The 21,653-nt window shown below is 48.2% G+C and carries 16 protein-coding genes and 1 pseudogene; 13 read left to right on the top strand and 4 right to left on the bottom strand.

Going from position 1 to position 21,653, the window contains the following annotated elements; all coding sequences use genetic code 11:
- The first annotated feature begins 412 nt into the window (after positions 1-412).
- Complete coding sequence (locus tag ACO0LG_RS26075) at positions 413-1,843, top strand: serine hydrolase (protein WP_423030945.1); 1,431 nt, start codon at positions 413-415, stop codon at positions 1,841-1,843.
- A 67-nt stretch (positions 1,844-1,910) separates the two neighbouring features.
- Here the strand turns inward: ACO0LG_RS26075 and ACO0LG_RS26070 are convergent, their stop codons facing one another.
- Positions 1,911-2,885, bottom strand: coding sequence for an alpha/beta fold hydrolase (locus ACO0LG_RS26070; protein ID WP_423030943.1), 975 nt, complete (start codon positions 2,883-2,885; stop codon positions 1,911-1,913).
- Between the two features lie 158 nt (positions 2,886-3,043).
- On the opposite strand from ACO0LG_RS26070, the gene ACO0LG_RS26065 reads away from it, so the two are divergent.
- Positions 3,044-3,922 carry a helix-turn-helix domain-containing protein gene (locus ACO0LG_RS26065; protein ID WP_423030941.1) on the top strand — a complete coding sequence of 293 codons (879 nt, stop codon included), beginning with the start codon at positions 3,044-3,046 and terminating at the stop codon, positions 3,920-3,922.
- Between the two features lie 261 nt (positions 3,923-4,183).
- On the opposite strand, the pseudogene ACO0LG_RS26060 reads toward ACO0LG_RS26065, so the two are convergent.
- Positions 4,184-4,369 (bottom strand): annotated as a pseudogene (locus tag ACO0LG_RS26060) (helix-turn-helix domain-containing protein); the annotation flags it as partial.
- Positions 4,370-4,484: 115 nt separating this feature from the next.
- A complete protein-coding gene (locus tag ACO0LG_RS26055; protein ID WP_423030939.1) occupies positions 4,485-6,290 on the bottom strand; it encodes a hypothetical protein in 1,806 nt (601 codons plus the stop codon).
- Positions 6,291-6,533: 243 nt separating this feature from the next.
- Between ACO0LG_RS26055 and ACO0LG_RS26050 the strand changes: the two genes are divergently transcribed.
- The 7 genes from ACO0LG_RS26050 (at position 6,534) to ACO0LG_RS26020 (ending at position 12,944) form a co-directional block, all read left to right on the top strand.
- Positions 6,534-6,941, top strand: coding sequence for a helix-turn-helix domain-containing protein (locus ACO0LG_RS26050; protein WP_423031087.1), 408 nt, complete (start codon positions 6,534-6,536; stop codon positions 6,939-6,941).
- A gap of 483 nt (positions 6,942-7,424) precedes the next feature.
- On the top strand, positions 7,425-8,342 hold the full coding sequence (locus ACO0LG_RS26045) for a DUF4365 domain-containing protein (protein ID WP_423030937.1): 918 nt from the start codon (positions 7,425-7,427) through the stop codon (positions 8,340-8,342).
- A 102-nt stretch (positions 8,343-8,444) separates the two neighbouring features.
- Complete coding sequence (locus tag ACO0LG_RS26040) at positions 8,445-9,107, top strand: TnsA endonuclease N-terminal domain-containing protein (RefSeq protein ID WP_423030935.1); 663 nt, start codon at positions 8,445-8,447, stop codon at positions 9,105-9,107.
- Positions 9,104-10,222 carry a helix-turn-helix domain-containing protein gene (locus ACO0LG_RS26035; RefSeq protein WP_423030933.1) on the top strand — a complete coding sequence of 373 codons (1,119 nt, stop codon included), beginning with the start codon at positions 9,104-9,106 and terminating at the stop codon, positions 10,220-10,222. Before ACO0LG_RS26040 ends, ACO0LG_RS26035 begins: the two co-directional genes overlap by 4 nt.
- 78 nt (positions 10,223-10,300) lie before the next feature.
- Positions 10,301-11,011, top strand: a complete 711-nt coding sequence (locus ACO0LG_RS26030; RefSeq protein WP_423030931.1) for a Mu transposase C-terminal domain-containing protein — start codon at positions 10,301-10,303, stop codon at positions 11,009-11,011.
- On the top strand, positions 11,011-11,919 hold the full coding sequence (locus ACO0LG_RS26025) for a TniB family NTP-binding protein (RefSeq protein WP_423030929.1): 909 nt from the start codon (positions 11,011-11,013) through the stop codon (positions 11,917-11,919). The genes ACO0LG_RS26030 and ACO0LG_RS26025 overlap by 1 nt, the downstream gene beginning before the upstream one ends.
- On the top strand, positions 11,916-12,944 hold the full coding sequence (locus ACO0LG_RS26020) for a TniQ family protein (RefSeq protein WP_423030927.1): 1,029 nt from the start codon (positions 11,916-11,918) through the stop codon (positions 12,942-12,944). Before ACO0LG_RS26025 ends, ACO0LG_RS26020 begins: the two co-directional genes overlap by 4 nt.
- 87 nt (positions 12,945-13,031) lie before the next feature.
- Here ACO0LG_RS26020 and ACO0LG_RS26015 read toward each other — a convergent pair whose 3' ends face one another.
- Positions 13,032-13,991 carry a DNA cytosine methyltransferase gene (locus ACO0LG_RS26015; RefSeq protein ID WP_423008245.1) on the bottom strand — a complete coding sequence of 320 codons (960 nt, stop codon included), beginning with the start codon at positions 13,989-13,991 and terminating at the stop codon, positions 13,032-13,034.
- A 328-nt stretch (positions 13,992-14,319) separates the two neighbouring features.
- Between ACO0LG_RS26015 and ACO0LG_RS26010 the strand changes: the two genes are divergently transcribed.
- The 4 genes from ACO0LG_RS26010 to ACO0LG_RS25995 are packed head-to-tail and all read left to right on the top strand — an operon-like array spanning position 14,320 to position 21,610.
- Entirely contained in the window at positions 14,320-15,819 is a 1,500-nt protein-coding gene (locus ACO0LG_RS26010; protein ID WP_423030925.1) for an ATP-binding protein, read from the top strand.
- A complete protein-coding gene (locus ACO0LG_RS26005; RefSeq protein ID WP_423030923.1) occupies positions 15,812-18,595 on the top strand; it encodes a Z1 domain-containing protein in 2,784 nt (927 codons plus the stop codon). The genes ACO0LG_RS26010 and ACO0LG_RS26005 overlap by 8 nt, the downstream gene beginning before the upstream one ends.
- Positions 18,592-19,569, top strand: coding sequence for a PD-(D/E)XK motif protein (locus tag ACO0LG_RS26000; protein ID WP_423030921.1), 978 nt, complete (start codon positions 18,592-18,594; stop codon positions 19,567-19,569). Before ACO0LG_RS26005 ends, ACO0LG_RS26000 begins: the two co-directional genes overlap by 4 nt.
- The gene (locus ACO0LG_RS25995; RefSeq protein WP_423030919.1) at positions 19,562-21,610 is read left to right on the top strand and encodes an AIPR family protein; all 2,049 of its coding nucleotides are present in this window, start codon (positions 19,562-19,564) and stop codon (positions 21,608-21,610) included. Before ACO0LG_RS26000 ends, ACO0LG_RS25995 begins: the two co-directional genes overlap by 8 nt.
- Positions 21,611-21,653 lie beyond the last annotated feature (43 nt).

The following is a 21,653-nucleotide window of genomic DNA, read 5'->3' as shown; positions in this document are numbered from 1 at the left end:
GTCTATAGTCCGCCGTTGTTAGCTTGCGCTGGGTTATGACCCGGCTGGGGTGAGGTCATATAGAGAAAGTTTTTTTCGCTGAAATCCCAACCCGGACACCGAGCAGCTTGCGGAAATTACTGATTTCAACAATTTTAATGTGCATGTAATGACTCCCAATGTAAGTCTATCTTAGGTGGACATTATTTTTTTAGTTGATATTTCTGTCTCGGCATCAACTACATTTTGGCGCAAATGTGTTTGCTTTTTTTCGGACTCCGTCGATAGCTTAGAACTATTTCCTATTTCACAAGTCGAATGATAATTGGCATTAACGGATCCTTCTCAAGGACAGTAGCGCGATATTTTTCGAAAGCAAATGTAAATGACAAAACTAATTGCCACGCTTTGCGTCGTTTGCGGATTGTTAGAAATGACAGCCGCTAGTTATGCTGGGAATGCCAACGGCGTTACCGCAAAACCCCAGTCCTCCGATACAGAAATCAAACAGCAAATCGACTACTACATAAAAAGCGAAATGCTGGAGCGCCGTATCCCCGGCATGCAATTGGCAGTCGTCAAAGGCGGCAAGATTATTTTGTTGAAATCGTATGGCCTGGCGGAGATTCCGAATGCGGTGACTGTGAATGACCAGAATGTGTTTTCCATCAATTCTGCGACCAAGTCGTTTACTGGTGTGGCCATCATGCAATTGGTGGAGCAGGGCAAGCTGGATTTATCTGCGCCAGTGTCGCGTTATCTGGATGGTTTGCCTGTTGCCTGGCAGGGGGTGACGGTGCGGCAGCTTCTTACGCATACCTCGGGTATCCCTGACATTATCAGCAGCAAGATACCTTCGCTGGCGACGCCGCAAGAGGTGGATGCGGCTTGGGCGGCGATACAGGCCTGGCCTATGGAGTTCAAGACGGGTGAGCGCTACCGCTACAACCAGACCAATTATATTTTGCTGGGCAAGATCATCGATAGTTTGAGTGGCATGCCGTTTATCGAATTTTTTCAGAAGCGGCAATTTGCTGTGGCGGGCATGCGCAGCGTGGGTTTTGGTGATTCGCGTGACGTGATACCGCACAAGGCGGTGTCATACAGGTATGAGGGGCCGGGTGGAAGCTTGAAGCACGTTGCCGAGGTTTTTCCTCCTTTCTTGCGCACGGGAGCGGGTATCAATAGCAGTGCCGACGATGTGGCCAACTGGCTCATTGCGCTGCAACAGGGCAAGCTGATTTCTGCTGCTGGTTTGAAGCAGCTCTGGACGCCGGGTACTTTCAATAATGGTAAGCCAACTGTATGGGCGCTGGGCTGGCCAGTGATGCGTCAGGGTGAGTATGCCGCGGTGGCTGGCGTGGGCGGCGCACGTTCGGCGTTCTATGTGTATCCCGATCATGATCTTGCCATCGTCACGCTGACCAATCTGGCGGGTGCTGAGCCGCAGGGGATGATCGATGATATCGCCGGCTTTTATTTGCCAGGCTTGAGGAAAGCGCATGGCGGTGCTTATGCTGCGCATCTTTTGCGTGAACAGATTGCGCAGGATGGCTATACAGCATTGGCAGCGAAGTTGAACAAGATCAAGGCGAGCCATGGTTTGCCTGATCCTTCGGAAGATGATTTCAATTCCTGGGGCTATCGTTTGCTGAGCAAGAACATGGCTGAGCATGCGGTGATGGTGTTTGGTCTTGGCGTGGAGGTTTATCCCAGCAGTGCGAACCTGCATGACAGTCTGGCGGAGGTATATGAATTTCAGGCGGACAAGGTAGCGGCCTTGAAGCATTACCGTTTGTCGCTGGGGTTGGATGCGCAGAATACGCATGCGGCAGATCGTATCGCGGCCTTGAGTGGAAAGTAAGTGTTCCCGTGTTGACAGTTGGTTTTAGGGCTAGCTGTCAACACAGTCACGCAGCCTGATATGTTCGTCACGCTTTCCACAAACGGCGGGCTTCTTCCGCAATCACATCTGGGTACTCTTCCTGAAAAAACAACTTCCCTTCTGGTACCACGCGTATGCCGCGCGATTGTGGAAATAACCGGTCAAGATATTGCGCATCGGCCATGGAAAACAAAGTGTCGCTGCCACCCCATACTATCCTGACGGGAGTGTAGCTGCTCCTGAGGGCTGCCTCTATGCCCGCCAAGGGGTTGGGTTCCAGCGCAAGGTGGAAGTCGTGGTATTGCTGGCGACGCAGCGGCGAGCTGACTAGCGGGGTGACGTAACAGGCGATATTGTCGGCGCTAAGAATTGATGGGTTGTGGAATACGGCAGTACCAAAAGTCGTGCGGGCAAGGGTGTTGTCGCTCAGCCATTTGGCGGTTTCGTCAGCCAGGGTGCCAGCGCGGGCCATCTTGATCACGGGTTGCACGCCTGCTGGTGGGCTGTCTGGCTCGACATCGCAATTTGTCAGCAGCATGCTGCGCACGCGTTCTGGATAGCGCACGAGAAACAGTTGCGCTACTGCGCCGCCACTGTCGCTGGCAATGATATCGACTGCTACTATCTTCAGGTGATCCAGCAGGCTGATCAGCATTTGCAACTGTGCGTCGGCGGTCAGTGATTGCTGCGCGGGCACTTGCGTATAACCCAGGCCCATGAAGTCAGGCGCGATGCAGCGGCGATAGGGCGACAGCCTGTCTATCGCACCACGCCACTGGAAACCATTGAGTGGTGCACCGTGCAAGAACAGGGCAGTGTCGCCCTGACCGCTTTCGACATAAGCGATTTCGCCGGAGGGTAGGCTGGCAAAGCGACGCATGGCATGAAATGCTGAGGCATCCGTTGCTGGCTTTTGTATATCTGGTTCTTTGGATCGTGCCTGGGCTGGCATCAGCATTGTGGCGCTGACGCTGCCAACGATGGCAGCAGGGCTGAGTTGCAAGAAAAGCCGTCTCTTCATTTTTATCTCCAGGTGGTGTTCATTCGTGGACCGTAATAGTGGAGACGATGCTAGCAACATCATGTCGAAATGGCGCGCACTAACAGCCGGCCATGAGCACAGACGGATGATTTGCGCTACATTAATACTTCTTCAGGTGTGCATACTTTGAGGGCGCGATGACCAGACCTGCATGCTATCCCCATCCATCTGCTGCACTGTTCAATGGTGTTGGCGGCCATGACTTGCCGCTGCTTGATGTGCTGACTTCACCTGTGCCATGTGGGCTGTTCAATTCTCCTGTCGATGCACGCCATGTACTCTGCCTGCATCTGGGTGACCCTGTGCCTGTGTCTTATCGCGCTGGTAATAATGAACGGCAGGGCGTGCGCCTGCACGGCCAGTTCTGTGTCGTACCTGGCGGCTCCAGCACACGCTGGACGCTGACCCAGCCCGCCACATCCTTGTTGTTGCGCCTGTCGCCGCACATCCTGAACGACACTGCTGAATCCATGAACTTGAGCAGCCAGCATGTCCAATTGGCACCAGCCATCCATATCCGCGACCCTCAGATAGAATGCATAGGCTGGATGATGCAAGCCGAGGATCATGATGCGTATCCGGGTGGGCGCATTTTTGCAGATAGTCTGGCAGTCGCCTTGGCTGCCCGCCTGTTTACCTTGCAGTCACGCCGGCCAGTGACAGACCAACTGGTCGGCCCCGGTTTGCCAGGCTGGCGCTTGCGTCATATCATTGACTACGTAGAGTCACATCTGGATAGTGACCTCACGCTGGCCGAACTCGCCGCCGTGGCTGGGTTCAGCCTGTCGCATTTCAAGTCCCTGTTCAGACAAGCGATGGGTATGCCGGTACACCGCTATGTCATGGAACGACGTCTGCAACGCGCACGCCAGCTCATGATGGAAGGCAAGCAGAGCATGACAGAGATCGCCCTGGAAACAGGCTTCGCCCACCCCAGCCACCTCGCCCGCAGCATGCGCCGTGTGCTGGGTTTGAGCCCAGCGCAGATTCGGGGGATGATGACATCGGCAGCTTGATATTCAGAGGTTTATCGTGTTTCGAAGTTGAAGAATACAACAGCGCTTCTTCCTTATGGTCTCATGTCATTCCACCGCCCAGTGTTGGGCTGATGAAGTGTCGCCTAGCGAGGCCCGGCCCAACCGACGCAGCTCACAAAAAAAAGCGCATTATTCTAAAAATAATGCGCCTTTTTTTTATGCTTTTATCCTTAAACTTTTACATCCGTTGTCAAAATTCACAAGATAATGAGAAATAAGGTTTAAACCAAGCTATTAAGTGGGTTTCTTGCGGTTAGCGTCGAGCAACGCTTCGACGCCGCCTTTCTCTACGGCTGATTGATAACGGTAAAACGTATCTCGGGAAAAACCCATCACCTTGCAGTCCCTTGATACGTTACCAAGTTCAGTAGCAGGGTCGAGTAAGCCGACCTTGTGTTTAATGACGTTCTGAGAAATACCACTCATGAGGTTACTCCTTGGCGCTTGCGCGCTGGTTTAATAAAGATTCGCACCTCTATCAAACCGGGTAACCTCACCTTTGGCAAGATCCTACTGTCAGATCAAATCGAAACTAATGCATTTAACGCACCTTTAAGGACAGGTTTTTCACCTGCACCTTGGCCTTATAAGATCCCCACACTTCGTAACCCATAAAAAAGCTCGCCAGCGTGAAATTCGACTTTGTGTAGGACGTGCCGAATTTTCCATTATAGGCAGTGATCGCATTAGCGGCGATATCTTGCAGGTCGACAGAAAAATCGACCCATTGTCCTAATTGCAAAACCGGCAGGCCAGGGGCAAAATAGGTGGCGTCTTTGGCGAGAGGATCATTGCCTATCCAACCCACAGTCCGCGGGATTGCCTTGCTTCCGTCTTCTGAGTAAAAAGTGGGAACCAACACATAAATTTGGGAATTATCCGATTTGTTTCGCAATACCACGTTGAGATAAAAAATCTCATGGTTAGAAAAATAGCTGCCTGCTCCCCACGTGTCTGAAGGGCAGTTACCTTGGGCATCGTTATAGGTCGAGGGAGCTTTTTCGCTACTGGCAAGTTTTATCGAAGCGCCGAGTGTCATTGTGCCAAATCGTGTCATGTCCAAGGGCGCTGTAGGCACTTCAGGATTTTGAATGTCCTGTAGCATCAGCAAGTGTGGCCAATTCCAGGCACCGCCTCCATATTGCGGCTTATTTCCACTGCTATCCAGGAGGCTCAGGTTACATCCCTGACGCCATTCTTGAGAAGTATCAATAGTGAAATCAATGCTACGTTCCTGGTCTATAGCGTTTCCACCGGGATTCATGGCAATTACTTTGGATGCATCGGCAGAGCGATAGACCAAGGGCTGTCCAGGGACTTTAGGGGCTGCATTAGCAGGGTTGTTACAGAAATAAGTGCGTTCCGCAATTTCTACAAAGCCCCAGGGCGCTCCGCTAGTTAACTTTCCTGCAGCGGCCCAGTTCGACTTGCATAGGGCTGTTTCGGCAGCGGGAAGTGTAGTGATATACGGGCTCACGCCGGCATCCGCCAAGGGGTCGCGGATCAAGTTGATCTCGGGGAAGCGCAGATAGCCAGAATTTGGAATCACCAAATTGGATGCGCCTGAGGAATCAAAGGGATTGATGCCATGCATCCAAACACTTTTCCCTGCATACTTGATTGCATCGTACGCGCTTACCGGGATGGAAAATCGATAATTGCTGCCCGAGGCCGAGCATGCGGCCGCGATGCCAGCTTCACTGGCAATAGAGGCGCTGAAGCGACCCATGCTGGTACCCGTGCCAAAGGGGCCACCTGCATAGAGATCGACCTGTATCGATGCATCATAGGCTGACACACATGCCCACCCGCTCACCAGCGCTGAACCATCGGTCTGTTTGCTGACAACGTCGATGTATCCGCGAATATCATGCTGCACCACAGGGAGCGTCGGCAAGGACACATTCCCTGAATTGCCGATCACGGTATTCATGACGCCGTCCTGGCCATTCCAGGGATTGATGCCATGAATAAAAATTGTTTTACCTGCCTGCGCCTTTGCCGTGCTGTTGTTGACCAAGATATTGAATCGGTAGGCAGCTCCCGTTGATTGGCAGGCCGCCGCCACGCCTTGTTCACTGGATTGACTGGCCTGGAAACGACCGTAAGGGAAGCCCGTTCCATAAGGACCCCCAAAATAGAGATCAACGTCAATGGAACCGGTATAGTTTTTAGCACAGGCCCAACCTGACACGGTATAGCTCATCCTGTCAGGGTTTAAACTGACCCCATCAATATAACCAGCATTGCTATGGTCCACTGTGGCCGCAGACACTGTAGAGCTTACCCCGGCGCATAGGCCAAAAATGACCACGCCAGCCGTCACCATTATTGTAAGAAATTTCATCAAAATCCCCTTTTAATAAAAAGTTGATGTTAATGCAAATAGCAAAATGCAAACAAATAAAATAGCAAAACTTACAATGGTAATAATTGCTTACAAGCGGATGTGTACCCACTTTACGCAAAACCGAAGCGGGCAAGCATCGTCAGCAAGCTTGCGGCCGACTTTTTGGGCGTGGTGTGATCCACGTTTAGCACACAATCCTACTTATCTTGAGGAGTAGGGGACAGGAGTGATTGACGTGGCATTACTAGGTATATTCGACGCTGGCACATTCGTGACCAGGTCCCATTACGAGAGATCGCCAGACGACTGGGCATCTCTCGCAACACTGTCCGCCGCTATCTGCGCTCTGAAGTCACAGACCCTGCTTATGCGGAGCGACAAACAACAAGCGCCATCGATAAATATGCATTGCAGCTGTCAAGCTGGCTTAAAACCGCAGCGGGTAAAAATCGTAAGCAGCGACGACGCTTAAAGCAGCTTCATCTCGATCTGAAAGAACTAGGATTTGAGGGGTCGTATGACCGGGTGGCCGCCTTCGCCAGGAAGTGGAAGGTGGATCAAACTGACCGGGTCAATTCAGCTAGCAAACGAACACGTAAAGGAAAAAAAGACCAAACTAGCCTCAACTTAACCCTTAAAAGACATTAAAACGAGTGGGTCAGAATTTGATGCAAACGCCGGGTCATTATCTAGCGCAAACTAACAAGAAGGCTGTTTTCGGGGAAGTAAGCGGTTCGGGAAGCTTACTTCGCCGAACCAATCAATTCGCCAAGTTTTCTCATCCCTGGGAAAGGTTGAATTGGAGGTAAGTTATTAATACTTATACTGTTACTGTGAAAAAAGCGGCTGTTACACTACTGATTTTTCTCTTTAACTGTTAAATTTTTTCATTATCTTCTAACTTTTCACATCCGTTGTGAACAATCAGGAAGTGGCAAGACAAATACTTAAAAAACTCATATTTTGGTCACTTACTGATAAGATAAAATTTAGGAAGTGGTGAGACCAAATTATCTATATCGAATATAGCCGCGTTGCCTATGGAAATCAGATAAATCAATAGATAATCTGTTGCCTTTTATGCATTTTTGAACGATAGTAATCCATGTTAATGAATTAGATATCTCGAAAATGAACACCGATCTGTATCCTAAAAGGCATTTGACGCATGTCGCCGAAACTGTCTCAAAAAGAATTTTTGAGGCGGTTTTGCCCGATGAATGGATTGTTAGGGAACTCGGCGAACGAGACTATGGGATAGATCTGATATTGGAGCTAGCCGACACTCACGTTAGGGGCGATTCAATATCAATTCAGCTTAAAGGAAAAGAAGAAATTTCTTGGAACAGAGATGGAAACTTCTCATTTTCCGGCATATCCAAACAAACAACAAATTATTGGTTTACCGGAAACCTCCCAGTTTTTTTAATTTTAGTTGATAGAAAGGTTTCTGAAATATATTTTGTTTCAGTGAAAAAGCATATAAGGAGAAATTTTTCTGTATTCAAATCGGGACAGGATATTTCTTACAGATTTATTCGTTCTGCTTTCCTTTCAAAGGGTGATATTTCAAGATTTTTGGAAGAATACATTGCGGAAAAGAACCAAATAAATCTATACTCCGCGATCAGTTCAGCTATCGAATTCAATGATAAATTTTCGTCGTTCATTGAAAAAAACTACGGTAGAGATGGTCATATGATGGTTGACGATGAGGATCGTGTTAATCAAGTCACGCATATATGGGAGCGTGTCAGGTTGTTTTGCCAAATTACAAATGGGACTTGGAATATTCCAACAATTAAAGATTTGGCTAAAGAAATGCCCTACAACAAATACAATGATATTGCTGAGTATCACTTTACCGAGATGATTAATCAACTTGACGAAAAATATTTTACTGCCCTCCAGTCTATGCATAGACTAGTGATTGCTGAAGAACCCGATTTTTGGATGGAAAAAGAACCTTCTGCATTTAGGTTTTTCAGCGAAATGAAAGAAATTAGTCCTTTGAAGATGTTTAAGAAAGACGTGTATGGATGGCATTGAACACTCGGATATTATAGAAGATACGATGGGTCCGCCTACTTTGGGATTTGCCCAGATTATTAGATAGAATGTTAAATCGCACTTGTATTGTCCAGGAAATTTATGCCGGTACGGAAAATTCCAAAAAACTATCTTGTTGTAACCGGGAGTTTTGCCAGCCGTAAGAACGGTCAGATGGACGCCTTCGAGTCTCTCCTCGAAAAAGAGTACATGCTGCTTTTGGACTTTGACGAACGCGTCGCCAGTTTTGAGCCGCAGCCAGTCATTATTCAAATCCCAGAAATGGCCAAGGGATATGTTCCCGATGTTCTGGTTAGATATCATCCAGACTTTGAATCCGGGGAAATCCCCAAACCTTTGCTTACTGAGATTAAGCATACCGATGACCTAGAGCGAAATGCTGAAAAATACGCTCCTAAATTCGAAGCGGCAAAAAAATTCGCGCTTGAACGTGGCTGGGATTTCCGAATAACAACGCAAGTGGAAATTCGAACGCAAAGGCTGGCAAATCTCAAATTCCTCCGCGAATACCGCAATATTGAACCTGCGATTCACGATAGTTCTCAGATAATTCAAATCGTGCGTGAAAACAACGGGATATTGCCCGTCGATGAGCTTCTTGACTGCCTTACTTCAACTGATGATGATCGGCTTCATTGGCTTCCAATAATATGGCATGCAATCGTGATACGGAACCTGGTGATTGACTGGGATCAGCCTATCCATCATGGCACTGTGCTGTGTCTGCCTGGGGATGAGTTATGAGTAAACAAGAACGCACTCTGCTTTGGATTACCGAAGGCGCAACAATAACAAACAATGGTCGCGACTACGTCATCGTCGCTCTTGCAGACCTCAATTTGGTATTGGCAAAAGAAGTCGGTTTCAATGAAAAGGTCCTCCTGAAGATTGGAGATCTGGGGCCCCCAACGAAAATAGAAAAAACCAACACTCCACAGCCCGTAGTTCAGGATCTTACAAGCGTCTCAGAAATGGAATGGGAGATTGCTGAGGAACGACGGCGACACATAGAGCCTCTTCTGAATAATGACTACCGAAAATCTAATGCTCTCGCCGACCAGGCAGCACTTGCTGCCGGTGTAAGCCGTGCAACGATTTATCGATGGCTGGCTGCATTTAGGGACACGGGTTTGGTATCGTCCTTGATACTAAATCCAGGTGGAAAAGGTGGTAAGAGGCCATCAAGATTATCTTCCGAGGTTGAGGCTATCATTCAGGATTGTTTTGAGAATTTTCATGATACGGATCAGAATCCCTCTATCGCTGCAACTATTGTAGAAATCCGCAGGCGTTGTTCCAATGCCAATCTCGCCTTGCCTGCAGCGAATACAATTCGGGACCGTCTGGAAAGGACCTCGGGCCGAGAACGCGTAGCCAAGCGTAAAGGCATCGCGGTTGCCCATGACAAGTTCGATGCTATCAAAGGTAGTATTCCCGATGCAGACTGGCCGTTGGCAATGGTACAGATTGATCATACAGAACTGCCTGTTGTTATTGTTGACGACATTTACAGGAAATCGATTAAGCGTGTCTGGATCACGCTGGCAATCGACGTTTTCAGTCGCGTGTGTCTTGGTATGCATTTGTCACTTGATGCACCTTCTGCCATGTCAGCGGGAATGTGTATTGCGCATGCGATATTGCCAAAAGAAAAATGGATGACGCGTTTGAATGTGACCACGACGGATTGGCCTTGTTGGGGAACGATGGGAGTTCTGCATATGGATAACGCACGTGAATTTCGTGGCAACATGCTCAATGTCGCATGTAAGGAATACGATATAGATCTCCATTTGCGCCCCGTCAAAAAACCACGCTATGGAGCTCACATTGAAAGACTGATGGGAACGGTGTCCTAGGGACTAAAAACTGTAAAGGGTGCCACCTTTTCAGGGCCTGCAGAGAAAGGGGAATATGACGCTGAGGGAAGTGCTTGCATGACCTTTAGTGAACTCGAACGCTGGTTGATTCTGTTTTTCGCAGCCTACCACCGAAAACGTCATTCAGGAATCGGTATCCCGCCTTTAATGAAGTGGAAGGAAGGTTTGCTGGGGACGAAAGGAAAGCCAGGTCGAGGGTTGCCTGCACGACGATTGGATGAAGAAAAAATGCGCATCGACTTTATGCCGTTTATTGAAAGAACAGTCCAGAATTACGGTGTCGTGATTGATGAAATACATTATTACCATGACGTGTTACGACCATGGATCAATGTGGAACATCCAGAATTCAGGGGGCATCGACGCAAATTTCCGTTTCATCGTGACCCTCGGGATATCAGTACGCTCTATTTTTTCGATGAAATTTCACGACGTTATTGTGCTATACCCTATCGCGACACTAGTCTGCCCCCAGTCAGTATTTGGGAGTTGCGTGAAGCACATCGGCGAGCTGATGAACTAGGTATCCCACGTGAAAATGAAAAAGAAGTGTTTGCTTTGATTAATCAGCGGCGCGAAATTGAAGAGAATGCTGCAGAAAAAACTAAGTCCGCCAAGCGTGCTCAGCAAAGACGTGCGCAGCATACTGAGGCCCGCAAAGTTATGGCTGAAAATCTCCCAAACGTCAGCAACCCAACGTCTTCTGAGCTGCCTGACGCCGTGCGCGGTTACGACCCCGATTCCGTAATGCCATTGGATGATGATTAATGTCTACACCTCACGACTATGCACACCTGAGTGAAGCGGCATCGACTATGGCCGATTGCAGTGACGAAAAGCGCATCTATGCTATTCGCGAGGGAACTTGGTTGGGATACAAGGACGCGAAGCGCATCCTCGCCAGAATGGAAGATTTATTAAACTACCCTCGTATTACGCGTATGCCAAATATGTTGTTGGTAGCGCCTTCATTCAATGGAAAAACTTCGATTCTTGAGAGGTTTTTATCACTACATCCGCCGGACCTTGATCCAACCAACGAGATTACTATTTGTCCCGTTGTTTTAGTGGAAGCACCACCCAAACCTGATATTTCTGACTTCTATACGCGCATTTTGGACGTGCTCATGACGCCTTATAAGCCAACTGCGTCAGTGCCAGAAAAATACTCTCAGATTAAGAAACTTTTCCGGCAAATGGAAGTGAAAATGTTGATTGTGGATGAGATTCATCATCTGATCGCAGGCAGTTTAAACCGGCAGCAGGAATTCAGAAATGCCTTGAAAAGTTTGGGCAATGAAACCTCCGTTACTATAGTCGCCGCTGGTATTGAAGACGCCTACAATGCTTTCAATACTGATCCGCAAATGTCGAGTCGCTTTACTCCAGAAGAGTTGCCTCTATGGAGAGCTAATAATGAATTTGGCGCTCTACTAGCAACGCTGGAACAGCGTATGCCGCTGAAAAAGCCGTCGACTCTTAAAGCGCCTTCATCAATGTTGGCTATCCATATGCGTAGCGAAGGTACTTTAGGAGATATGTGTGACCTGGTGAAGGAGTTGGCAGTGGATGCAATCCGTACCAAGACCGAATGCATTACTGTGGAGCGGATCAATGAACTACCATGGGTACCTCCCTCCAAACGTAAGCAATACCGACGCCTGAAGGCGACATGAGGGGTATCACTTCACCTCTATGGCCTATACGCTATAGGCCGTTACCGGACGAACTACTATCCTCCTGGCTAGTAAGACTTGCACATGGTCATGGCATGAAGGTTCAGACCTTCTGTAATTTAATATTTGGCAATCAACGCCAAATCTGGAACCGGGACATGGATCGCCTGGCTCCAACATGGCTGATCGACGAATTAAGTCAGCGGACGGCGACCCCGGCACAGATCACATGGAATACGACACTGCGTTCCTATGAAGGATTACTTTACCGAAAATTCAAAGTGTCGGGCGGATTGCAATGGATACTCGCTCTCAAGTTGTACCATCGCAAGCGGGAGGGGTACGGATTGCAATGCTGTCCCACCTGTCTAGCTGAGGATCGCATTCCTTATTTCAGGAAGCGATGGCGCATCGCTTTTTATACAGTTTGCACTAAGCACCAAACAATGATGCTGGACCGTTGTCCACAGTGTGCTGCTGCTATAGCCTTTCACCGGATCGATATCATGAACGTCGATGCACTTGATGCTGGTAGGCTTGCATATTGCCATGAGTGCGGATTTGATCTGAGGGCTGCTCCTGCAGTAGAACCATTGTTCTATGATCGCGATGCTACTGTTTTATTGCTGAACGCATGCGACGTGCTTGACCCAGGTCATGTAGGTGATAACAAGTGGGACCTGGGACGATATTCTGTATTGCATCAGTTGAGCATGATTTTAACTTCAAAATATCGGCATGTTTCCTTGCGGGATTTTGTGCTGGATCAGATTGGATGCTCTGATATTCGCTTAGCCACTGGACGCATTTCTTTGGAAATGCGTTCAATTAAAGAAAGACATCATTTGCTTCAGCTAGCCATGTGGCTGATGTTATCGCCAGGTACGCGATTGGAGCTGGCTTGGCGTAGCGGTGCGGTTCGATACAATGTTTTGTTGAAGGATTTTTCTGAGCCGCCTGATTGGTATCGAAGTATTGTGCGGAGATTTTCTAATTGGAGGGATCGGCTCGATAGCTATCATTAAGAGACGAATTAAAGATCAGTCCAGGATGTTTTCAGAATTGATCTAAGGTAGATTATTACTCAGGATACGCAACAACAAAAGTGGTCACTACCGGTTTAGCTCGATCCAACTGAAGATTGCCGTCATCACATCGGAGCAGACACCATTTCCGCACAGCTTAACCTTTTCGCGGCGATTGCCGTATGGCAGAATATGATCATCCCCTCCGCCCATGCCTCGGAGCAGTTCATCAGGTTGAAGCATTCTAAGATAAGGGATCTGTTCTTTCCACGTAACTAATCCAAAGCGATCAATTGTTGTGATTGTTCGCAACGGAGCATCAAGATTTTGCCACCCCCCAGCATAGTCGGAGCCATAATAGACGATGATGAAGGGAACATTTTCCCCTAGCTCCGCTATTGCCCTTTCGGCACGCTCAAGCGTGGCTGCAGCGCGAGTTGGTTTGTACAAGGGTTCAGACTTGTAGTCAGCATCCCAGTTGATCACATCCCTGGCCGTCATGTGCTCAAACTCGATTGTTTCGAGTAACTCTTCTTTTGTGACGGTGGTTCCTTCTAGATCACAAACAAGAAACATGCGCTTACGTGCCTGAGGCGAGCCAAATTCAGAGGAGTTCAAATATAGATCGCTGACTGTATATCCAAATTCTTCAATCGTCTGTACCAGTTCGTTATGGCGAGACCATTTTTTCATTCGATTTACATTTTCCACAATCACCCAGCGTGGTTGCATAGCCTCAATCCATGGGACAATGCCTAGAGCGGTTTCGCGGCTAAGTTCCGTACCAGGTTTTGAGCCGCGAGCTATGGAGTGCGAAGTACACTCTGGGGACGTTAAGAGTACTTCTGGAGCGTACCGCATGCCTAGAGCAGCGATATCGACATCCTCAATACGCTTTGTAAGGATATCGGCTCCGGGGAAGTTAGCTTTATAAGTTTTTGTGGCAAGTTCCCAAGCATCCAGACCAAGTAACGGCTCGCCGCCGCCACGGACTGCTCCTCGAGCTCCAAAACCTCCACCACAAAATAAATCGACAAATGTTGCCATTTTCCCACCAGGATAAACAAATTACGCCAGGTTACCAGGTCAAGGGCACTTCGGCTAGATCAAATTTAAAAAGGGGAGACAGGGAATGTCGTAATTCCGCCACGCCATATAAATAAACGTTGTATTTCCCCTAACTTATAAGCTGACTAATCATACCACTGATCAGGCTTATCCAATCTGATTAGATGGGTTGACCGAAGTCTCGTGCAACCATCAGAGGTGCAGAAAAGTATGCATTAGCTAGCTTGTAAGTAGAAATAATCGTTTATTATGTGAAAAAAACACAACAGTTTCAATTTTGCTGAAATAAAACAATATCTGGGTAAGCATGCTGACTGGACGTACGATAGAAATTCCCCCAAAACCTTTTGCCTTGATCACTTCATTAAGAGGGCTCGGCTATTCCCCAGAAACGGCGTTGGCAGATCTTATAGATAACAGCATCACAGCTGGTTCCACTGATGTCGAAATCGACCTCCATTGGAATGACGGCGACCCTGTTGCTGCATTGCTGGATAATGGTCATGGAATGAATGAGGCGCAATTAATTGATGCTATGAGGTTAGGGGGGGATGGACCAGATTGCATAAGAAGCGAGGGGGATCTCGGACGTTTTGGTATGGGGCTAAAAACAGCCTCGCTTTCGCAGAGCCGTCGCATGACCATTGTGACGAAAGTTGCAGAGAGTGTGAGTGCTGTTGTCTTGGACATCGAAACCGTAGCTAACAAGGGATGGATTGCCACGGTACCAGATAACCTGCCTGACCATCATTACGTAACCGCCCTTTTGTCGCGCCCTAGCGCCACGGTTGTAATTTGGGATCGCATTGATGAATTAAGCGGATTAACCGGTTTAAATAAAGAGGCCTTCTATATCCGTCTGGAAGGAATTCGAGCGCATCTTGGCATGGTTTTTCACCGTTTTATCAATGGGGATGCACGTTCAGTATCTATTCTACTGAATGGTCGCGCCATTAAGGGCTGGGATCCCTTTCAAACTGCACATACGGCCACTACAGAATTGCCGTTGGAGCGCATAAGACATGGGGGAACTGCGCTTAGTGTTAAACCTTATATTCTTCCGCATAGAGATCGTTTTGAAAACGATGCCGAATACGAGTCAGCGGGTGGGCCTGGTGGGTGGGCTACCAGACAAGGGTTTTATGTCTACCGAGGCAAGCGCCTTCTTGTCGCTGGCAGCTGGCTTGGGCTGGGTGGCGTACGCATGTGGACCCGCGATGAGGCGAGCCGTCTCGCACGTATTCAGGTGGATCTTCCTGCCGAACTCGATCGTGACTGGCGTATAGATGTTCGTAAATCACAGGCACGACCTCCGGGAGCTCTCCGCGCGCGTCTAACGCTAATTGCTAGACGTTGTAGAGAAGAGGCGCGAGAGGTTTTTGCCTTTCGTGGCAGAGGACCTCGTGTTAAAGGCTCGCAGCATACTGCTCCACCTATATGGCTTGCGAATCAAGGCCTGAAGGGATCTCAATACAGAATTAATCGAGAGCATCCTGCGATCGTCGCCTATCGGCAAGCAAAAAATGACGGTGGGCGGGGATTTGATGCCATTCTGTCGTTGATCGAGCGAAATGTTCCAATTGAGCGAATATGGTTAGAAGTATCTGAATCTGAAGGCGTTGCAACTACAGTCTTTGAGCCAGATGAAATTGCTAAATTAAGCGATCAGTTGATTGAACTGAGTAAAGCATTACCAGAAACTATTTCTCTTTCTCAACGTATCGATACGCTACTTCTTAATCTCCCCGGAGATTTAACAAAACTAAAGTTGGAAATTTTACGTAAGCTGGGAGAGGATAATGGCTGATGTGGCTGAGGCAGTTGCGTTAAGAGCACGAAAAATCCTGCAGATGCAGAAGGAAGCGGGCAAGCAAATAGATCTGGAGGCGATCAAAAAGGTTGTAGAACTCGATGTTACCGTGTTTAGCATGGCTATGGGACTGACGGTCGATGCTGATACTGTCGATGAGGCAATACGTTTGCTTTGGACAATGTTCATTACAGAACAAGGTCCGGCATTGATATTAAAAGACCCTGACTCGAGGCCTGCGCCGTGGTACGTTGGTGAGCGTCGCCAACCTGGTCCCTTTATGCAAAGATATCTCAGTAAGCTAGAAGAGGATGGCTGGCCAGAAGAATCTTGTAAAGAACTTCAGAACAGTACTGCCAGAATTGTGGAGTTACTAGATGATCCACAGCGACCAGGCAGTTGGGACTGGCGCGGTCTTGTTGTTGGTGATGTTCAGTCAGGAAAAACCGCCAGTTATGCAGGACTTGCTAACCGTGCAGCTGATGCTGGTTACCGGATAATTATTGTTCTGGCCGGGATGCATAAAATCCTGCGCCTTCAGACGCAAAAGCGCTTTGATCTGGATTTTATCGGGTACAACACAAATCCCAAAAGTCGACGCGCAAACCAACCGATGCAAAACATTGGTGTCGGCACTTTCAAGCAGCTATTAGTCGATAGTATGACGATGGCGGATTTGAACGGGGACTTCAATCAGCGCGTTGCGGATCAGACCAGTTTTTCTCCCGACAATAAGCCTTGTCTTTTTATAGTCAAGAAAAACGCGAGTGTTCTCAAAAATCTGAATAATTGGGTTGCACGGCTCCCTAGCCAAGCAAGATCTTCGCCTCTCCTAGTGATTGATGATGAGGCAGATCAAGCATCTGTCGATACCGGCGACCAGCCTCTCCTTGAGGACGGAACTTTTAATGAAGATTACGACCCAAAAAGTGTCAATGGCGAAATACGGAAACTTCTCTTGAAGTTTGAGCGAAGGGCGTATGTGGGATACACGGCTACACCATTTGCTAATATCTTTATTCATGACGAGCGTTCTGCTGCGGATTACGGTCCCGACCTATTTCCATCTACGTTTATCGTTTCATTGACTCCACCAGATGATTATTTTGGACCTGCTGCAGTATTCGGTACAAACGACGACTACGATAACCCAGGTCTTCCTCTTGTCCGGCCGCTTGACCAGACTGGTGAAAACTGGATTGCTGAAAAACACGACAAAACACTCAAGCCTCGCTTTAAAGGTGAAGACGTTATTCCCCCTAGCCTGGAACAGGCCATCGACGCATTTCTCCTAACATGTGCTGCTCGTTCAGCGCGGGGGCAAGAAACCGAACACAACTCTATGTTGGTCCATGTTTCCCGTTTTGTTGATGTTCATACGGAAGTTCATCGACAGGTCGAGCAGTATCTGATCCAAACACAAGCTTTGATCTCCAATGGGGATCAAAGCACATTGCAACGATTGAAAGACGTCTGGGATAACGACTATCTCGCAACGACTCAAGCAATAGAGCCGACGAAGTATGGCCGCAATACCATTCCTGTGACCTGGGATCAGGTTCGCGCAAAAATTGCTAATAGCTCAGACAAGATTCGGGTTATTACGGCAAATGGAAAAACAAAGGCTGATATTGATTATGATGCCTATAAAAAAACAGGATTTTCCGTTATTGCCGTTGGGGGAGACAAGCTGTCGCGAGGCCTGACGCTTGAAGGACTCTCTGTAAGTTATTTTCTCCGAATATCTCGTCAGTATGACAGTCTTTTGCAGATGGGGCGCTGGTTCGGCTATCGTCGCGGCTTTGCGGATCTGTGCCGCCTGTATACGACTCCGGACATGGAAGACTGGTTCCGTTATGTGGCGACTTCTCAGATGGAGCTTCGAGAGCTGTTCTTCGAAATGGCATCGACAAACGCTACGCCCAAGCAGTTTGGCATTAAAGTAAATGTTCATAACATCCTCGGAATTACTGCTAGCAACAAGCTGCGCCACGCCGAATTACATCAAAGTAGTTACGCAGGTGAAGGGAAAGTGCAAACTGTAATGTTCCGTGACCGGCATACGATTGAACGAAATGCAGACATAACAGATGATTTCATTCGTAGTTTGGATAGTGATGCGGTCAGGGTGGATAATCCACCACGGCCTGGATCAAAAGGGGGGAACGCTCAAGGAACAGTCTGGAAGAAAGTGGCAGGGCGTAATGTTGCTGAATACTTGGTCAACTTGAACTTCCCCCCAGAAAGCCTGCAGATTAACGGAAACAAGCTAGCCGCATACATCAACGAATTACTGGGAATGCCAACTCCTGAGTTGACTGATTGGACCGTATTCCTCGCAACTGGTACAAAGATGCAGGTAAATATCGCGGGGGAGCTTCGGAATTGTGTCGAGCGGAAACCAAGGCTCTCCAGAAGTGGTAAGCCGTTGCCAGATGACCGATTCATTATCGGTACAACATTAAGCCCGCTTGACCAGGCCATAGATCTTAGCGATGCTGAGTTTACTGATGCGCTAATTAGTACTAACAAGGAGCGACGCTCTAGGAGTAAAAACGAAGGATTGGTGCCCTCTGGAGAATTTATTCGCAAGGTTCGAGGTGCGCGCCCGCAAAATGGCCTGTTAATTATTTACCCTATTGATCCGGAATTAGCTGAAGTTGAAAATACTGATCGACCAGTCATTAGCGTCGTCGTCAGTTTTCCAGACAGTAACTCTGCTGACAAGCGTATTTACCTGATCAACAGCGTAGCGCAACGAGAGGAATCATGACCAACTGGTTAGCAAAACTCAATGATGCGTGGACTGATCTCTTACGCGCCGCGCCGGTAGCACTTCTGTATCGGACAAAGCTGCTTTCTGCAGAGGTCTCTCTTAATATACTGGTGGCGGTGCGGGCGATAGATAATGCTCCATGCCTTATACTTCAGACGACGGTTGCTCCTCATGCTTTATTCGAGTTGGGAGGCATGCGTCTTCAACTTGTTACTGATGGTACGGGCACGCTTTTAGTCCTGTCACTGGAAGATGAGAGCAGGCGAGATCTATTCTCAACTATTTGTGCTGATGTAGTAGCAGCCTCTCATGAGGATGATATTCAGGCGCTGGATCAATTTTTAGCTCGACTGGATGCTTGGCGACAATTTTTACGCGATTGCCGTTCTGGTCTTTCAAGATCAGACACTATAGGGCTTATTGGGGAGCTACTTATACTTGAACAGTTGCTTTCGATCAGTTCGAAGCATCTGTCGACTTGGCAGGCCCCAAATGATGGCCTACATGATTTTCATCGTGACGGACATGCATTGGAAGCAAAGACGTCTCTAGGTCCTGCCTCGTCCATCACAATTTCTAAGCTTGATCAACTGGACACATCAGGGCTAAGGCGTCTAGATCTACTTAATGTCAGACTGATAGAAGCGCCCGACGGACGTTCCCTGCAAAACATCATTACTACAATTGCGGAAAGACTGCCTGATGAGGGGGCGCGGCGCACATTTAAAAATGCACTGCTTCGCCGTGGTCTGATGCCAGATGACAATGCAGCATTGCGCACACCAAAGGTTGAACTCCGAACGATAGTGACTTATACCGTCTCTCAGAACTTCCCGCGACTGGTGCGGATGAATCTTCCTATCGCAATCACTGAGGCAAGTTATACACTTGATGTGCGATCACTTGCCCCCTTCTCTGTAGATACAGGCGCCACCATTGATGCATTTGTTAAAGAGACCATTCATGAGTAATGAGGAAATTGTCGATTTTTCCAAAGAAATCATCGCTGAAATTGAAGAGGGACTCACTGATGAACTGCCCTTTTCTCAGGAGGTATTCACTAGATTGATCCTTGAAAGGCTTGAAGAAGCCGGCCACTTGGAAGGAGCTTTTTCCTTGTATCAGGAAGGGCGAGTTAAAAATGCAGTATATCGAATCGACGGCTATGCGTATGACGAAGATCGGTCACGACTGGATCTGTTCACAACAATCTATTCGGGTGACCTGCCTGCCAACAAGATTCCCTCGGCAGACGTCGCGAAAGCTCTGAATCGTGCATTGCGTTTTGCAAGTGCTTGTGTTGATGGACTTGCATCGCAACTTGAACCGGCTAATACCGATGCCAGTGATCTGGCACGTCTGATTGAGACAGAGTCGAATAAGCTTTCCGCTATTCGTATCTTACTACTGGCGGACGGTATTGTCGGCAATTTCACTCCACCAGACGAGTGGCGCGGTAAGCCCCTTGAATTTGAGGTCTATGACATTGTTCGCCTGTTCCGTATCCTCGGTAAAGGTGAAACCCGGGCAGATATTGCCGTTGATTTGGTCTCATTGATTGGCAATAGCCTTCCATGTCTTCATGTCCCTGCGCAAAATGATGAATATGACGCCTATCTGGCCGTCCTGCCTGGTAAGGTACTCTCACAGGTCTACGATCGGTATGGTGCCCGTTTACTGGAATTGAACGTGCGTGCCTTCCTTGGGCTGCAAGGCCGTAAAAGTGTCAATGCTGAACTTCGCAAAACGATTGCTGAGCAACCCTCAATGTTTCTTGCTTTTAATAACGGAATCGTGGCAACAGTCGATGACCTCGTTGTTGCTAAGAATATTGCCGGTGGCTTGGACATTCATTCCTTACAAGGTCTGCAGATTGTCAACGGAGGTCAGACTACGGCGTCTCTGCATCGGGCGCGTCGCAAGGATTCTTTGAGCCTCGATCATGTTTCGGTTCCAGTGAAAATCATCAAGGTCGGAGGGGCCGATTTAAGCGAAATGGTTGCATCGATATCCCGCGCAGCTAACCGACAAAATACTGTGCAACTGGCTGATTTCTCAGCGAACGATCCCTTTCACCAGCAAATCGAGACCCTGGCCAATACAACTTGGCTGGATGACGGAAAAGGGCGATGGTTTTATGAGCGTGCTCGCGGCTCGTATCTCGCGGCTGAGCAGAGCGCTGCCTATCGGAAAAGTGATCAGAATAATTTTCGTCAGCAAACGCCAAAACATCGGAGACTAAGCAAGCTTGATGTGGCCAGGTATTTAAGCGCATTGCTAGGTCTTCCGGACAAGGTCTGCCTGGGAGGACAGAAGAATTTTCAGAGTTTTATGCAGAGATTGAAAGATGAGCCATCACCAGCACCTGATCAGGTATGGTTCAAGCGTCTGATAGCCATCGCTATTTTGTACCGCGCTGCTGAAAAAAAGATCAGGGGCTTGAAGTTTCCTGCCTACGGAGCACAAATAACTGCCTACGTTGTTTCAGGACTTTTGCGCCGGACCGGTGGACGTGTTGACTACGACAGGTTGTGGTCAAAACAGAATATCAGTCCTGAGCTAGAGAATTTAATTGCTGACTGGTCAGTAAATCTAAATGAAATCATGCGCAGGTCGGCTGGCCAAAAGAACCCTAGTGAATGGTTTAAAAAGGCAGATTGTTGGAAAGACATTCAAGATCAGTTACCGACTCTTGAAGATCCGTTACCGCCAGAACTCTCTTATGCGAATATAGACGGTAACTTAACGGTCCCAGCGACAGCGACTCATTCGGCTGCCGACTATGAGCGTATTGCTCGGTGTATGCAAATTCCAAGTGCCATCTGGATGGAGGTTGCGGAGCGCGGCCAAAAAACGGGAACTATACACTGGAGGGTTGCTGGGATTTGTCGAACCTTGGCCAGCTATGCAGCCGGGGATTGGGAAAAAAAACCATCGGCAAAACAGGCGAAACCTGCCCTTGACGCTGTGCTCGCAGCAGAAAGAGCGGGCCTTGTTAATACACAGGGTTGATTTTCATCAAAAATTATCTGTGATTAGGAGGGGGGATTAGTCA

This window comes from Undibacterium sp. Ji42W (genome assembly GCF_049340405.1).
GTDB lineage: Bacteria > Pseudomonadota > Gammaproteobacteria > Burkholderiales > Burkholderiaceae_D > Undibacterium.
Note: the sequence above shows the minus strand (reverse complement) of the source record. Positions and strands in the feature narration are given on the sequence as shown.

Coding starts and splice junctions, on each gene's coding strand:
- ACO0LG_RS26075 (WP_423030945.1), top strand. CDS start 413: ATGACAGCCGCTAGTTATGCTGGGAATGCCAACGGCGTTACCGCAAAA.
- ACO0LG_RS26070 (WP_423030943.1), bottom strand. CDS start 2,885: ATGAAGAGACGGCTTTTCTTGCAACTCAGCCCTGCTGCCATCGTTGGC.
- ACO0LG_RS26065 (WP_423030941.1), top strand. CDS start 3,044: ATGACCAGACCTGCATGCTATCCCCATCCATCTGCTGCACTGTTCAAT.
- ACO0LG_RS26055 (WP_423030939.1), bottom strand. CDS start 6,290: ATGAAATTTCTTACAATAATGGTGACGGCTGGCGTGGTCATTTTTGGC.
- ACO0LG_RS26045 (WP_423030937.1), top strand. CDS start 7,425: ATGAACACCGATCTGTATCCTAAAAGGCATTTGACGCATGTCGCCGAA.
- ACO0LG_RS26040 (WP_423030935.1), top strand. CDS start 8,445: ATGCCGGTACGGAAAATTCCAAAAAACTATCTTGTTGTAACCGGGAGT.
- ACO0LG_RS26035 (WP_423030933.1), top strand. CDS start 9,104: ATGAGTAAACAAGAACGCACTCTGCTTTGGATTACCGAAGGCGCAACA.
- ACO0LG_RS26030 (WP_423030931.1), top strand. CDS start 10,301: ATGACCTTTAGTGAACTCGAACGCTGGTTGATTCTGTTTTTCGCAGCC.
- ACO0LG_RS26025 (WP_423030929.1), top strand. CDS start 11,011: ATGTCTACACCTCACGACTATGCACACCTGAGTGAAGCGGCATCGACT.
- ACO0LG_RS26020 (WP_423030927.1), top strand. CDS start 11,916: ATGAGGGGTATCACTTCACCTCTATGGCCTATACGCTATAGGCCGTTA.
- ACO0LG_RS26015 (WP_423008245.1), bottom strand. CDS start 13,991: ATGGCAACATTTGTCGATTTATTTTGTGGTGGAGGTTTTGGAGCTCGA.
- ACO0LG_RS26010 (WP_423030925.1), top strand. CDS start 14,320: ATGCTGACTGGACGTACGATAGAAATTCCCCCAAAACCTTTTGCCTTG.
- ACO0LG_RS26005 (WP_423030923.1), top strand. CDS start 15,812: ATGGCTGATGTGGCTGAGGCAGTTGCGTTAAGAGCACGAAAAATCCTG.
- ACO0LG_RS26000 (WP_423030921.1), top strand. CDS start 18,592: ATGACCAACTGGTTAGCAAAACTCAATGATGCGTGGACTGATCTCTTA.
- ACO0LG_RS25995 (WP_423030919.1), top strand. CDS start 19,562: ATGAGTAATGAGGAAATTGTCGATTTTTCCAAAGAAATCATCGCTGAA.